The following is a 14,135-nucleotide window of genomic DNA, read 5'->3' as shown; positions in this document are numbered from 1 at the left end:
GTTAGTGGCAAAAGAATCGATGAAGAAGAGTCAAAAAAACTGTCTGAAAAGAGGAAACCCGTTCGAATCCTTGAGCTAAGGTGATCGAAGGGGTTTCGTTTCTACTTGCGAGAATCCTTATAGAAATAAAAGCGAATGATAGTCATTTGTGTGTGTCATCCCATCCAATTTGAAAATCTCTTCATAATAAGAAGCGCTATCTATTTCCGATAATCGTATAATTTCTTGTTCCGACAACTTGAAAATGTTGTCTTCCATCAAACTTGAAAGAATTTGTAGTTTCGCATCCAAAATCATTAATTCCTTGATGGAAGGCAATGCATTAGCCGAAGAGATGCTCTGAATCAAACAAGTGAATTCTTTTTTTATTCCTTCATAATACTCTTGAATCTTTATAGAAGTCTGTTTTTCGATCGATTCATCAAAAAAATGAAAATACTCTTTTACACTATGAATACTCATTTATTTCCCATTCCTTTTCACTTTTGGCAATAGAAAAAGATAGACAGAGACTACACTTGTGAGAAAACCTAAAAGTGTAACGAATAAACTTGTCCTTTCCTCTAGTTTGCTGAATCCTGTTTGGGGCAAACTGGTGCTATCTCGCTGACTTAGCTTCGACAAGAGAGGAGCGGTCTTTATATTTCCATTTGAGATTGCCTTGTTTCCTTCAACCACTAACGGAACATGTACCTTTTTCACCTCTCTAAACTTACTCTGAATACCATCCAGACTGTCTTTCTTATTGTTTGTTAGTTTACGTAGCTTGATTGATCTATCTGGGTCGTTTTTACTTTTCGCTATTGCCACAGGAGCATTTTTTTCTCTTTCTTTTTTTGAATTATCCCCCTCAGGTTTTCCTGGCTTTGGGGCTTTTACTTCTACTTTCGATAGAGATGGGACTTTTTGTTCGATTGCTTTTGGCGTTGGAACTTCTACTTCTGGTAGTTCGGGCACTTGTTGCTCGATTACTTTTGATGTTGGGACTTCTACTTCCGGAAACGATGGCACTTGTTGCTCCATCACTTTTGGTGCTGGGACTTCTACTTCTGGTAGTTCGGGCACTTGTTGCTTGATTACTTTTGGCGTTGGAACTTCTACTTCTGGTAGTTCGGGCACTTGTTGCTCCATCACTTTTGGCGTTGGAACTTCTACTTCTGGTAGTTCGGGCACTTGTTGCTCCATCACTTTTGGCGTTGGAACTTCTACTTCTGGTAGTTCTGGCACTTGTTGCTCCATCACTTTTGGCGCTGGGATTTCCACTTCCGGAAACGATGGGACTTGTTGCTCCATCACTTTTGGCGTTGGGACTTCTACTTCCGGTAGTTCGGGCACTTGTTGCTCGATTACTTTTGGCGCTGGGATTTCCACTTCCGGAAACGATGGCACTTGTTGCTCGATTGCTTTTGGTGTTAATACTTCTACTTCTGGTAGTTCTGGCACTTGTTGCTCGATTGCTTTTGGTGTTGGGATTTCTACTTCCGGTAGTTCGGGCACTTGTTGCTCGATTGCTTTTGGTGTTAATACTTCTACTTCTGGTAGTTCTGGCACTTGTTGCTTGATTGCTTTTGGTGTTGGGATTTCTACTTCCGGTAGTTCTGGCACTTGTTGCTCGATTGCTTTTGGTGTTAATACTTCTATTTCTGGCAACGATGGCACTTGTTGCTCGATTACTTTTAGTGTTGGGACTTCTACTTCCGGTAGTTCGGACACTTGATGCTCGATCACTTTTGGTGCTGGGATTTCTATTTCTGGCAACGATGGCACTTGTTGTTCGATTGCTTTTGGTGTTGGTACTTCTACTTCTGGTAGTTCTGGTACTTGTTGCTCGATTGCTTTTGGTGTTGGTACTTCTACTTCTGGTACTTCTAGTGCTTGTTGCTCGATTGCTTTTGGTGTTGGTACTTCTATTTCTGGTAATTCAGGTACTTGTTGCTCGATTACTTTTAGTGTTGGGACTTCTACTTCCGGTAGTTCGGGCAGTTGTTGCTCGATTGCTTTTGGTGTTGGTACTTCTACTTCCGGCAACGGTGGTGTATGTGCTTTTATAAAGGCCTCTTGGAGTTGTTCTATCCTTTCATCTGTATATAGTGATCCTTCTATGTCGTACCATTTCTCGGTGTCTTTAGTTAAAACGGTACCATCAAGCAATGGTAAGGTATCTCCTGTTTCACTCGTGGGTATGCTGTCAGAAGAATTTTCATCAGCAAAGCCACTGACACTGTTTAACGTACTGATCAATACCACTGAAGTCGCAATAATCATCTTTTTATTCATTTTATCACTCCTATTTTTATCTAGTTACGTGAGCATCATACAGCCAAAAATTCTTTCATAATTATTTGGTCCTATTATCAGGACCAAATGGATTTCACTCAGTTAGCCGTTGTAAGATTTGCTTTGTTAAGAAACGCTATACTAGCTGTATTTTTTTACAAAATGCTATACTAGAAAAAAGATTACTTGGTTTAAACGTTTAATTATTTTTTCAATAAGAAGGAGAGATTAAAATGAAATTAGCACTCACTGATTCTATGGCACTAACAAAAAAAGAACGAAAAAGAAGTGTTACACTGGCTATTTTACTTGGAATTATCTTGGTGATCATTGTTCAAACCATTGTGACGGAAGTACCCAACCTATTTATTTCAAACATAGGTGCACAGGAAGTCACTGCTCTATTCGTAAATATCTTCGTAATTATTGCCATCCTCTTATTTTCTCGTTATTTTGAAAATCGCTCAGTAGCTTCCTTTGGTTTAACTGCGAGACACCCCCTAAAGAATATTGGCATAGGTTTATTGACCGGCTTTGTTTTTCTATTATTCGTATTTCTTGTTAATTTATTTTTTGGGTCAATTAAGGTTTCCTTTCATTTAGAATCAATTAGTTGGCTCTATGTCATTGCCTCTTTTTTCGGTTTTTTATTTCAAGGGACAATGGAAGAAGTCGTTTGTCGTGGGTTTATAATGAACACAGTAAGCGCAAAAACGAATGTTTGGATGGGTGTGATCATCAATTCTATTATTTTTACCGCTCTTCATGGAGTGAATGATTCAGTAACTGCGTTGGCGATCTTCAACTTATTTTTGGCTTCACTTATTCTGTCGTTCATTTTTTATCTTTCTGATAATCTGTTGCTCGTTGGTGCTTTCCATGCCATCTGGAACTTTCTGTTAGGCCCTTTTTTTGGAGTACCTGTTAGCGGACTACACATTTACTCTTCCGTCATTCAAACTGATCCTGTAACAGACAAAGCATTGATTAATGGCGGTGGTTTTGGTTTTGAAGGTGGATTGGGTCTAACGATTGGCGCCGTTTTGATGTTGATTGTCTTATTCTATTTTGTAAAGAAAAAAAATGACGTTGCTGATGCGATATAATCTGGCGATAAGACATATGGAATAACTATTCTATCAATAATGACCTTTTTCATTTTTGATTGTTCAACGAATAAATAAAGGAGAGAGACGGTTGAGTTACGGAGAACTGATTAGGAAAATCCGATTGGAGAAAGGTTTTTCACAAAAAGAAATTTATTATGATATTGTCACGAAATCCTATGCAATCGAATTCGAAAAAGGAAATCATGATTTATCTTTTAAGCTATTATTGAAGGTATTGGATCGTTTGATGGTTAATTTAGAAGAGTTTTTCTTTATTTTCAATTACGATAATAAACAAACCAAAACCAACTGGGAAAAATTCGAACTTGCTTCCAATAGCAATGATTTGCGACTACTCAAACAGTTATATGAAGAAGTTGCTAGTTCTCAAAAAAGCAGTGATCGTGTGTTTAGAGCAATGATCAACATGAGGTATAAGGTTATGGTCCATTTCAAAGAAACTGGAATGGTAGATAACAGCCAAGCTACGGTCAGCGATATTCAAATTGTTGCAGATTATCTTGAGTCCATTCAAACGTGGACACTGCAAGAAATACAGTTGTATTCGAATACAATGGGCTTTTTCAAACCTGAGCAACAAATCCTTTTCTTCGATAATGCATTGAAAAAAATTGGTATGTATCGTCTCTATCCTCCAGGAGAGACCATCTATGCAAAGCTGTTTATCAATAGTTGCGGTAACTTTATCGGCCAAGGAAATTTTACCTATGCAAGAAAAGCGGTAGCTCAGTTGCAGCCCCTGACTCTCGGACTACACAGCTCTGTATTTAAACTCTATCACTCGTTTTTTGAACAAGTCATTCTTTTTTGTACGGTAGAAAAAAATGCTAGTAAAACTGCAATAGAACAAACATTACAATTATTCGATGTGCTGGGTTTTACTTATTTGCGTGCACAATGTTTCGATTTTTTCACCCAAATTCAAGCGATTTATTAGAAAGTAGGCGCTATGTATGAACAAACTTTATGACACCCCGGTATCCCCTCTTCGAGTGATTTTCGGTTTAGTCCTTATTTTTTGCGGTTTTTTAAACTTATCTTTCGGATTTCTTCCCTTTCTAGCACCTTATTCGTTATTACTAGCTAGCTTGATTGCATTCTTACTTACCTATAGTCTGAAGGGAACGGCTCATTTGTTTTCTAAACCAGAAAATCCGTTCCGCAATTTCTTTCTTTTCCTCCTTGCTGCCTTTATCCTAAGTTTTGTCACTAGTTTTTTATTGGTTCTTATTTTAAAACTCGATTTAAAAGCCAATGACCTTAGCGGAAATATTCCATGGCTGCAACTGCCTTTTATGCTGTTAGGAGAAGAATTATTTAGTTTTTACGTTTTGATCATTTCTCTGAATTTCTTACAAAAAAACCCGCAACGAATGATCATTGCCACTTTGCTCAGTGCCTTTGTATTCGCCATATTTCATATGCTGACTTACTGGAATGGAAGTTTCCTGCTAACACTCATCCATGTCCTCTTATTGCAAGGATGTGCTCGAATTCTTTTCAATGCAGCAGGTGTTCGATCGAATTCTCTCTATGTTCCGTGGCTCATCCATATTGTGTTTGATTTGATTACACTTGGTGCAATTTCTTATTTCTAGTCCTTATTTCGATAAAGTTTCACCAAAACGTTGTATTGTGTTCTGATCAAAATATTTTCAATCCTTCATCCCGCTTCTGCCCTAAAAGGTAAATTAAAAAGTCCTAAATTTAGGACTTTTTAATTTACCTTTGATTGTCAAGACTATGATTATCTTGGATACTCTCTGAATATTTTTTTCAGAGGACCGACCATACTAAAATGACTCGTGCATGTTGGTTTGAGTTTCTTAACGATTGGAGAATAGAATGACTAATATAAGACACATCCTGTTTATAGGTTTCAAAGTAGTCTTTGGAATCATCGCAGCTATTGGTTTAGGTTATGCTTTGGCAAAAAGTGACCCGCTCCCTTTTATTATCCATATGATCTGGAATCGTTAAAGAAATCAGCTCAATGCAGTTAACGGAAACGTTTTGATCAATGTCACCGTTTCTTCAGCCCCGTAATCCCCTTCGGCATATAAAGTAAGATACTCTTCCAACAAATAGTCAGCAAGGTCTTGGGAAGATTGCGTAAAACCAGCCTTTTCGTAAGATTTGACTGCAGCAATATTTTTTCTCGATGGTCGCATCATCAATTTTTGAATGCCGAATGTTTCATGTAAATGATCACCGAGGGTGACGATCGCATCGGTGCCAAATCCTTTGCCGCAATGAATTTCCCGGTTCAACCAGATATCCAGTTCTGCTATGCCGTCTGTTAGATGAAATGAGGAGTAGCTAATAAAGCCAATCGGTTCACCTGCATGTAGAATCAAAAAGCCTCTGCCATCTTGCGGTTGGGCACCAGTAAAGTAATACTCTTGATAGTCCTCAAAAAACTCTGTTTCGGTGGCGATCGGTGCATTAGGATAAGAAGGTGGTCCAGAATGATACTTTGTGGTTTCAGAATGAAAACACCATTGATAGACCGCTTCTTTATCTTTGATTTCCGCAGGGGTTAAAGTGACTTTGTTGCCTGTTAGCATGTAGCACACTCCTTTGCTTAGTTAGTATATGATAGCTGCTGTGCTTATTTTAATCAAAGGTACTTTAGAAAACAACTGCTCGCCAATTCGTTTATTAAATATAGATTTCGTTTAGGAAAACAAAAAACCAATTGCTCTCTTTCATTTTTCAAAGACTTACTATGTAGGTTACATACATAAACAAAACCGAAACAGCAGACTTCCTCTCTGTTTCGGTCTTACTTCATTAGTCTACGAAAAATTCTTCTAACACTTCTTGCATTTCATAGGCATGTGCCGATTTGTTTGAACATACCGCGATCAACAACTGCTGATCTGGGTAGTAGACGGAATGGTAGTTGACACCTGGATCATAGCCCATCTGGATGTACTTCACCACTTTTTGTTCTACCACTTTCATCAAACCGCCATAGCCATAAAAAAATTCATCTTCCTTATAGACTTGTGGTGTCAAAAATATCTCGGTCATTGTTTTACTCAGTAATTGCCCGCTGATCAATGCATGCCAGAATTTTTCTAAGTCTTCAACTGATACATAAGCACCGCCATCCGGTCCGCCCTTGGCTGGGATGGAAAATATATTGGTCTTAAGTCCTGATTCCGTTTCAATATATCCTAATGCCGTATTGCGAGGCAGCATGTCTTGGGCAAAGTAACCAGCATCTGTCATTTCTGCTTTTTCAAAAATATTCTTTCCAATATAGTCGGTAAAGTGCAAGCCGCTAACTGCTTCTACCACCATTCCTAAGAGGATGTACCCTGCATTGTTGTACTTGACCTTGCTTCCCACTGGATCAGCCATGGCTTTTTTTTGAAAAAGCGGCAAAAAATCACGGGGGGTTCGCACTCGATAGGTCGGCAAATCTTGCCAAAGTGCTTCAAAATCATCGGATACTTCTTCATCAAAATAGTCAGGTATCCCAGAGGTATGTGTAAGCAAATGATGAACAGTCACAGCTGGATCAAACTTTGGCAATACATCTGGAACACACTCCTGCAGTGTCGTGTCAAAGCTCAGTTTGCCTGCTTCAACTAATTGGCAAATGGCTAGTGCCGTAAAAAGCTTGCAACCTGAGGCAATGCCAAAACGGGTATGGGCACGATTTGGTAATTTGTCTGCATCGTTTGCATAGCCAAAAGAGCGATCCACCAAAACCTTGTCAGCTTTGACCACACGAATGTTGCCATAAAAAGCATACTCTTTTTGCTTTTGTTCTAATTTCTTATCAATTAATTGGGTATTCATTTTCTCTTCCTCCGAATGTTTCGTACAAGGACAACTTGTCGTCAACACCAGCCTACCCTTTTCATATTTGGAAACGCAACATCCTTATCTCCTCCTATCTGTTATCAGGGTATCATAGACTAAAGCGCTTCACAATGGTGGTATCTTTGTACTTTTTGTGCAAAGACACCCAACCATTCTATCCATCTGTCATTTCATGAGCAATGGCAACCTATCTCATCATTTGGTCCAATGCCTCAGCAACGAACCCTACATCTGTTCCAATAATCAACTGTAAATGCTGTTCATCAATAACGACAAGTCCTGCAATTGGTGGTTGTTTGAGTGCCTTTTGATCAACGATACTTACCTTTTTTACGGCAATTCGTAAGCGCGTGGCACAGTGATCGATACTTTGAATGTTTTGGGTATCTCCTAATGCGACAAGAATTTTTCGGGCTAGCGCATGGTGATTATCTTGGCCTTCTTTTGCCTTCATTTTGGAAAAAGGAACGTCATCTTTCTCTCTGCCAGGTGTCATTAGGTCGAATTTTTTGATAGCAAAATAGAAAGTAAAGTAATAAACAACTGCCATCGCCGCTCCTAAACCAAGCAACATATAAGGCTTATTGGCAATAGGAACCCTCAAACTCAAAAGAAAATCAATAAAACCTGCACTGAAATTGAAACCAGCCGTCCATTGGAAAGTTGCCGCAATCATCAATGATAAACCAGTCAATCCAGCATGGATGAGGTATAGCGGCCAAGCAACGAACATGAAAGAAAACTCTAAGGGTTCAGTCACACCAGTAAAGAAAGAAGCAAAGGCTGCCGCAACCATTAATGAGCCAATTTGTTTTTTCTTCTCAGGTCTTGCACATTGATAAATTGCGTAAGCACCGGCAGGTAGGCCAAACATCATCACTGGAAAGAACCCCGCCTGATACATCCCAGTCACACCTTTGACTCCTTCACTCGCCCAGAACTTGCCAATATCATCAATCCCTGCAATATTGAACCAAAAAACATTGTTTAAGGCGTGATGCAAGCCAGTCGGGATCAACAGCCGATTAAAGAACCCATATAAACCAGCACCGATGGCTCCTAAGCTGGAGATCCAACCACCAAATAACACGAGTCCACTGTATACCGTTGGCCAAAGGAAAATTAAAACCGCCGATGCGATGGCCATAACCGCTGTTGTCAAAATCGGAACCAGTCGCTTGCCACTAAAAAAAGAAAATGCCATCGGTAACTTGACTTGCCCAAATCGGTTATAGGTCTCAGCAGCAACGATCCCTGCCAAAATACCGATAAAAACATTTTTGTTATTGATGGCAGAAAAAGCAATATTGACCGCTTCAGCATCTATACCCTGAAACATAGCTACAGCGCTCGGTGTTAGCAACGTGATCGGTGTTAAAAAAGCGACTAGTCCAGAAACAGCGGCAGCACCATCCTTATCTTTAGCCATACCATATGCCAGTCCGACAGCAAACAAAATACCTAAATTATCTAAAATCGTACTACCAGTCATCAGCAAAAAGGCAGCAAGTAAATTGTTACCTCCCCAACCACTAGGATCGATCCAATAACCGATCCCCATAAAAAGTGCTGCAATTGGTAATGTAGCCACTGGTAGCATCAATGAACGCCCGATTCGTTGCATATATCCTTTCATCTCTCTTGATTCCTCCAACTCTGTCATTTGTGTGTTGTGTTTTTGAATCGAATACCTTTCTCATCGCTGCAAGTTTGGGTATTGCCAGATGCCTTCGATCCGCAGCAAATCACGGTACAAAACAAGGCGCTCTTGTTCCGTTGAGGTTTTGATCAGCTCTTCATTATCTGGTTCACCAATGATGTCTATCTCGTATTTAGGCTTTCCTTGTGGATGCAGCTGACCATTGATAATACGATCCGCAGTTTCAAACAAAACTTTTCCGCGGCGGACATGACTCGCAGAACTAATCACTGTGATTTTATTACTGAAATCAAGCTCATTTGCTAAATCAATTGAAAATAAGGCATTTTCAATCGTATCTGTTGCCAATGCTTCTTGAATAATTCGCTTCTCGTCAATGCCATTTTCAATCAACCATTGGTGCATCAGTTTTGCTTCCGTATTCTCTTTCTTCGGAACGCCTCCTGTCACAATGATTTTCGCTGTAGGATTTTTCTCCAAAAGTTTCAATGCATGCTCTAAGCGATTGATCAACGTTTCCTGCATTTGCCCTTCATCATCTAAGGCATAACCGAGTAAAATAAATAAGTGATTTTCTTCGTATTCTTTGATCGCAGTCGGCACTTCTTGCTTGCGTACCGCTTCTATGCGTTCAAATCCATCTTTGAATTTTTCTGTTTGGGCTTTATTTAAGGTTTCCATTTTCTTATACACTGTCTCATCAAAGGAGCCTTCTAATAAACCTGCATATACGTAATACTGAACAAGTGCTTGATAGTTTTCTGGTTCTTGCTCAACTACACTTTTAAAAATCGCCACTGCTTCATCAAGTTTATTATTGATCACTTTTGTGCTGGCTAATGAGCGTCGATAATCGGTGGTGACTGGATCTAGACGTATCACTTGCTTCAGCAGTTCCTCACGTACTTCTTGATCCCCTTTAAGGGTCAATCCAGCAAAAACCTCACGTTCATTTTCCTTGAGGTCTCCCCCGTGCCAATAATAATACATTGCCTTATCTAACAAATAATCGATTCGTTCTTGTGTTGGGTTATTGTTTTCTAAAGTGCTAAACCCATCTTCCGTTTGTTCTTCTGCAGTTGCTGATGCTATACTTTGTTCTGTTTGTTCACTTGTATTGACTGTTGTATCGGAGGTTTTCGTTTGGTTCATCTCCGTGCATCCGCCCAATACGAGCATTGCGATGAGCAATGAAAGATAATGGTTCATTTTTTTCATAAAAAGACCTTCTTTTCTATTTATTATTTCACTTCTTAAAGGTAAGCGGATTCAAAGGGATGAACCCGCTTGCCATGGTAAAGAAAGCGACCTTCTTTTTTGAAGAATAGAAACCTAGGCAAGTTACGCACTTCTAGTGGATAAAGCTGATCCTAGTTCGTCTGCTGTCACTGTTCCTTATAGACTGAGGGACAACAAAAAGTAAGATTTCATCATTGCTATCCCCTCTTCTATACCGTGGACATCACTGTCTGTCTCACCTCGTCAGGTGTAATCGACTTCTTTCTAGTCGTCACTAGAAAGGCGTAGGTTCTTTCTTATCGGCGCCAATAAGAAACGAAACACACGCAAAAAAAGTCATCAGACAGGAAATGTCCAATGACTTGACACAGCAAAATAAACCTCCAGCATCCCGCGTTTTTTTCCGATAAAATCGCTGGAATCACTAGAAAAACCGCGAGATTTTCGGTACAATAAACACGTTGAGCCTTTAGGGATCAACTATGGCAACTTGATTGGTCAACTGTCTAAAGTGAGTGACTGATCAGGGCCTCGTAAGTCTGCGCCAACAGAATTACGGGGTGCCTATTTTTTTGGTTTCTATTCGCTTACATTCTATAGAATGTCTTTGGGAAAAGCAAGCGAACATCGCAATAAAATTGTAAATAATGGTCAAAAATATAAAAACTGTTGTGATTTTTTTCAATTCATATAGAATTATCTGTTACTTTGCGTATTTATAAAAAAAGGAGGACCGAATCATCCATGATTCAGTCCTCCTTTTCGCGCTAGACGAATACAAACAAAATTCCAGAGCAGATCGTGCCTACCAATAGCCCACGAATACTGCCTTCTCCTTCATTGGGTAACTCAAATTTGATGATATTCACCAGCAAAGCCCCAGTGATCAAGGCTTCAATGATGACCACCAAATAGTAGGGCAATGAAACAAAGAGGGAGAACGCAGCTCCCGCGAAAATACTGAAGGAAAGCACAAAGCGGCCATATTTGTTATAGAGGGCACCATGATGGTGATAGAGCAGCCAATCGTTCATGAGAAAGTGCAAACCAAAGGCAATAAAGTAGGTCAAAATGTAAAAACGCTCCGATAGCGTATTGGCAATCACGATATAGCCGATCATGATATTGTAGATCACATGAAAAGCGATATCCGACCAAAAAAAGGCGTTTTTGGCACTGGTGATGTCTTTCTTTTCTAACACCATAAACGTCCGCTCATCGATTTTGTAGATCACGTAACTGAAGACCAAGCCAAACAAAACGATGCCATAGACTCCATGACTATAAAAAATCCCCGAATCCCAGCCAAATTCATCAATCAACACCGTTTGAAAATACGCCAAATGGGGCAATAGATGAACGATCGCATAGGAGATCCCTACCCCAGCGGCAAAGGAGCTCATGTATTGCACGTTTAGTTTTCTGGATGAGATAACATTTGAAGATAGATGGATGAAGATAAACCCTAAAGTGATCATGCAATTCACAAGATTGTTTGTTAGATACGTCATTGTTTTCTCCTTCTTACATTCCGTTTTCGGCATCGTTTAATCGCAATTTTCAATAACAAAGTCTTTTTAATTAGTTATTTTTGGTTATTTTCATGAAATATTCTTGTTTACTATACAGTAAGTGAGCTTGGGGGGCAATAGGTTTTTTAGGTTTTTGGGGAGAAATATTTTTGATAGAAAACGACCTTCATTGTTGCCGATTTTTTACCGATTACCTTGCCTTCATTTTCGGATAGGATAATCTTGTTTTTGCTCTTGCAGACAGTAGGTCTAACTTCATTTTTTATAAAAAATTGGGCTTATTTGAAGTTAACTTCAAATTTCCGAAAAATTGTAACCAATTTGAAGTTCTCTTCAACTTTCTCAATTATGTCAGATTTTTAACGTTCGTAACCAATCACTGATGAATTTAGAAAGCCGTTGTTGCTCCTATTCCATCAAAAAAAGAAGCAAGAACTAGCAGCGTCCTTGCTTTTTTTTGTTAGAATTCATTATACTTCTTTTTCGAATCTTTACTTTCTTTCACCGGATACTTCATGTTGTTTTTTTCCAGCTTTTCTTTGATAATCTCATCAATATCAAGACCCAAATTGTCTGCCAGCATATAGGAATAAATCAGAACATCGGCAATTTCTTCTTTTAGATGTTCGAAATCTTGAGTGGCTTCTTCAGGTGTTTTCCATTGAAAAATCTCCAACAATTCGGCGGCTTCGATGGAGATAGAAATAGCTAGATCTTTTTCATTATGGAATTGTCGCCAATTGCGATCATCTCTGAATTTATTGATCCGTTCCATTGAAGAGGGTTGGTTTTGCATGGTTGGACTGGCTCCTTTCGTTTTGTAGGGCTATGAGTTTTTGGCGGAGATTGGGATTGATCGCATAGATATATAGCCCTTTGATTGCTCGTTTCATTAATACATTCAATGAATTAAGGATGATCGTTTCTTTGGCTTTCTTCGTCAATTCTTGGTTCATATCGTCACGTCCCGTAAACGCCCCTTTGTCCTCATATTTATCGATATCGATGACAAGCTGGTCGGTCTCTGGATCGTAATCAACGGAAGGACCAATGACGACTCCTACATTGTTTAAATCAAAGCCTTGGACGGTGTAGATTGAACCGACTTCACTGATCGTATCTGGTCGCTCCGCCCATGTTCGCTTCGTATCGGTCGTATTCCATGGCAGGTTGATCCCACCAGGATCTACAAGATAAGAAGCTCCGTCTTTCTTATGAACATAATCGAATGTTGAGATGATCCGTGACAGACCTTCCTTTTTATCGAGAGAAAAGATTTTATTCTTCAACGCATCATGGGTTTCCATAATCTGAAGCTCAAAAGATGCTGTTGATTCTGGAATCGGTGTTACACGTTTTTCTACGATATCATCGATCCATTGAATTATTTGTGGACTACTTTTCATTCTTAATTGATCTTTTAGCTGAAAGCGAGAAGCATTGTACCTTTTCTGAAACTGATCCAGTTTGTCCTGATCCCAGTAACTTTTGATTTTCAATACTTGCTTCGGATCAAAAATGCAAATCGTGATTTTTGCTCGCTTGATAATCTCTTCTAGTTGGTTTTCATAGTGAAAACTGTTATAACTGTCTTTCTTTGTTAAAAGCAAATGGGCTTCATCCACAATAACGATGTCTGGGTGCAACTTCTGATTATCTGTTTTATTAATAAAGGAAGTTGGCTTTAACATATGATTCTTTTTTAAATTTGGCAAACTTTCTGCCATTGTATGATAGGTTTTTAACATTTCTGAATGGTTGACCAACAAATAGTTATCGGTGCCTTTTAATACAGGCTCTGACTTTGTATAGTCTTGAAGGGTGTTATAGAGAGATGCCAATAGGACGCTCTTTCCCGTTCCAGCTTCTCCTTCAATCATCAAGACTTTTTGTGTTTCATCCTGCTGAATCGCTTGTTTACAGTACTCAATGATTTCAAGTTTTATATCTAACTGTTCTGGCGTCAGTTCTTTAAAAGGGGATAATTTATATACATCTTTGTTGCGAATCGTATCGATTGAGTGCTTCGCCAACTGACGCCTTTGCAATTCTTCCCATAACTCTTGGAAGACCACTTCATCATAATACTCTTTTTCATAATACTGATGCATCTGCACCTGTCTTGTTTGACTGACGTTTTGTAACTGAAACTGCTCATCCCCAATGAAGTGATTGATCAAATTGGTTTCGATATTGTAGGTCGCTGATTGATTGAATTTTTCATGACCAATCAGCAAGACTTCTTTAATTTCTCTGCGCTTAGAGTTATTCAAGTGCTGCTTCAATCGTTTATTCACTTGAACCGTTTGACCAATGTACGCAACAGGTCTTTTCTTTTCATTTCGGTTGTAGAGTATGTAAACGACTGGGTACTGATCGATATATGCCGTCGTTATGCTAGATAGCTCACCTTTCTTGAAATGATGATCTTCGATGATTAGTTGGTTGGTCATCAATTAT

11 protein-coding genes and 1 pseudogene are annotated in these 14,135 nt (G+C 39.1%); 3 read left to right on the top strand and 9 right to left on the bottom strand.

The genetic code is table 11. The features are described from left to right. Nucleotides 1-117: 117 nt before the first annotated feature. Complete coding sequence (locus IGK61_RS02560) at nt 118-462, bottom strand: DUF7006 family protein (RefSeq protein ID WP_074536610.1); 345 nt, start codon at nt 460-462, stop codon at nt 118-120. Beyond that, nucleotides 463-2,277 (bottom strand): hypothetical protein, encoded by a 1,815-nt coding sequence (locus IGK61_RS02555; RefSeq protein WP_430606071.1) that lies wholly within the window; start codon nt 2,275-2,277, stop codon nt 463-465. It lies immediately after the preceding gene. Nucleotides 2,278-2,510: 233 nt separating this feature from the next. Between IGK61_RS02555 and IGK61_RS02550 the strand changes: the two genes are divergently transcribed. From IGK61_RS02550 to IGK61_RS02540, 3 genes are all read left to right on the top strand, one after another. Beyond that, nucleotides 2,511-3,383, top strand: coding sequence for a CPBP family intramembrane glutamic endopeptidase (locus IGK61_RS02550; protein ID WP_074536947.1), 873 nt, complete (start codon nt 2,511-2,513; stop codon nt 3,381-3,383). 91 nt (nt 3,384-3,474) lie between these two features. Continuing rightward, nucleotides 3,475-4,344 carry an Rgg/GadR/MutR family transcriptional regulator gene (locus tag IGK61_RS02545; protein ID WP_074536948.1) on the top strand — a complete coding sequence of 290 codons (870 nt, stop codon included), beginning with the start codon at nt 3,475-3,477 and terminating at the stop codon, nt 4,342-4,344. A 16-nt stretch (nt 4,345-4,360) separates the two neighbouring features. Further along, nucleotides 4,361-5,005: a CPBP family glutamic-type intramembrane protease gene (locus IGK61_RS02540; RefSeq protein ID WP_151196791.1), complete on the top strand. Its 645-nt coding sequence runs from the start codon at nt 4,361-4,363 to the stop codon at nt 5,003-5,005. 387 nt (nt 5,006-5,392) lie between these two features. Here IGK61_RS02540 and IGK61_RS02535 read toward each other — a convergent pair whose 3' ends face one another. The 7 genes and pseudogenes from IGK61_RS02535 to IGK61_RS02505 form a co-directional block, all read right to left on the bottom strand. After that, entirely contained in the window at nt 5,393-5,974 is a 582-nt protein-coding gene (locus tag IGK61_RS02535; protein ID WP_074536867.1) for a GNAT family N-acetyltransferase, read from the bottom strand. Nucleotides 5,975-6,200: 226 nt separating this feature from the next. Continuing rightward, nucleotides 6,201-7,220, bottom strand: coding sequence for a serine hydrolase domain-containing protein (locus tag IGK61_RS02530; protein ID WP_074536868.1), 1,020 nt, complete (start codon nt 7,218-7,220; stop codon nt 6,201-6,203). A 214-nt stretch (nt 7,221-7,434) separates the two neighbouring features. Next, nucleotides 7,435-8,880, bottom strand: a pseudogene (gene nagE / locus IGK61_RS02525) (N-acetylglucosamine-specific PTS transporter subunit IIBC); the annotation flags it as partial. A 60-nt stretch (nt 8,881-8,940) separates the two neighbouring features. Continuing rightward, complete coding sequence (locus tag IGK61_RS02520) at nt 8,941-10,122, bottom strand: ElyC/SanA/YdcF family protein (protein WP_074536870.1); 1,182 nt, start codon at nt 10,120-10,122, stop codon at nt 8,941-8,943. A 788-nt stretch (nt 10,123-10,910) separates the two neighbouring features. Continuing rightward, nucleotides 10,911-11,654, bottom strand: a complete 744-nt coding sequence (locus IGK61_RS02515) for a hypothetical protein (protein WP_005227479.1) — start codon at nt 11,652-11,654, stop codon at nt 10,911-10,913. A gap of 481 nt (nt 11,655-12,135) precedes the next feature. Next, a complete protein-coding gene (locus IGK61_RS02510) occupies nt 12,136-12,471 on the bottom strand; it encodes a nucleotide pyrophosphohydrolase (protein WP_074536871.1) in 336 nt (111 codons plus the stop codon). After that, on the bottom strand, nt 12,434-14,128 hold the full coding sequence (locus tag IGK61_RS02505) for a DUF2075 domain-containing protein (RefSeq protein WP_074536872.1): 1,695 nt from the start codon (nt 14,126-14,128) through the stop codon (nt 12,434-12,436). Before IGK61_RS02505 ends, IGK61_RS02510 begins: the two co-directional genes overlap by 38 nt. Nucleotides 14,129-14,135: the final 7 nt, after the last annotated feature.

This window comes from Enterococcus sp. AZ063, from assembly GCF_051715045.1.
In the GTDB taxonomy this organism is placed as follows: Bacteria; Bacillota; Bacilli; order Lactobacillales; family Enterococcaceae; genus Enterococcus_D; species Enterococcus_D casseliflavus.
This window is presented reverse-complemented; position numbering and strand designations above follow the sequence as displayed.

Coding starts and splice junctions, on each gene's coding strand:
- IGK61_RS02560 (WP_074536610.1), bottom strand. CDS start 462: ATGAGTATTCATAGTGTAAAAGAGTATTTTCATTTTTTTGATGAATCG.
- IGK61_RS02555 (WP_430606071.1), bottom strand. CDS start 2,277: ATGAATAAAAAGATGATTATTGCGACTTCAGTGGTATTGATCAGTACG.
- IGK61_RS02550 (WP_074536947.1), top strand. CDS start 2,511: ATGAAATTAGCACTCACTGATTCTATGGCACTAACAAAAAAAGAACGA.
- IGK61_RS02540 (WP_151196791.1), top strand. CDS start 4,361: ATGAACAAACTTTATGACACCCCGGTATCCCCTCTTCGAGTGATTTTC.
- IGK61_RS02535 (WP_074536867.1), bottom strand. CDS start 5,974: ATGCTAACAGGCAACAAAGTCACTTTAACCCCTGCGGAAATCAAAGAT.
- IGK61_RS02530 (WP_074536868.1), bottom strand. CDS start 7,220: ATGAATACCCAATTAATTGATAAGAAATTAGAACAAAAGCAAAAAGAG.
- IGK61_RS02520 (WP_074536870.1), bottom strand. CDS start 10,122: ATGAAAAAAATGAACCATTATCTTTCATTGCTCATCGCAATGCTCGTA.
- IGK61_RS02515 (WP_005227479.1), bottom strand. CDS start 11,654: ATGACGTATCTAACAAACAATCTTGTGAATTGCATGATCACTTTAGGG.
- IGK61_RS02510 (WP_074536871.1), bottom strand. CDS start 12,471: ATGCAAAACCAACCCTCTTCAATGGAACGGATCAATAAATTCAGAGAT.
- IGK61_RS02505 (WP_074536872.1), bottom strand. CDS start 14,128: ATGACCAACCAACTAATCATCGAAGATCATCATTTCAAGAAAGGTGAG.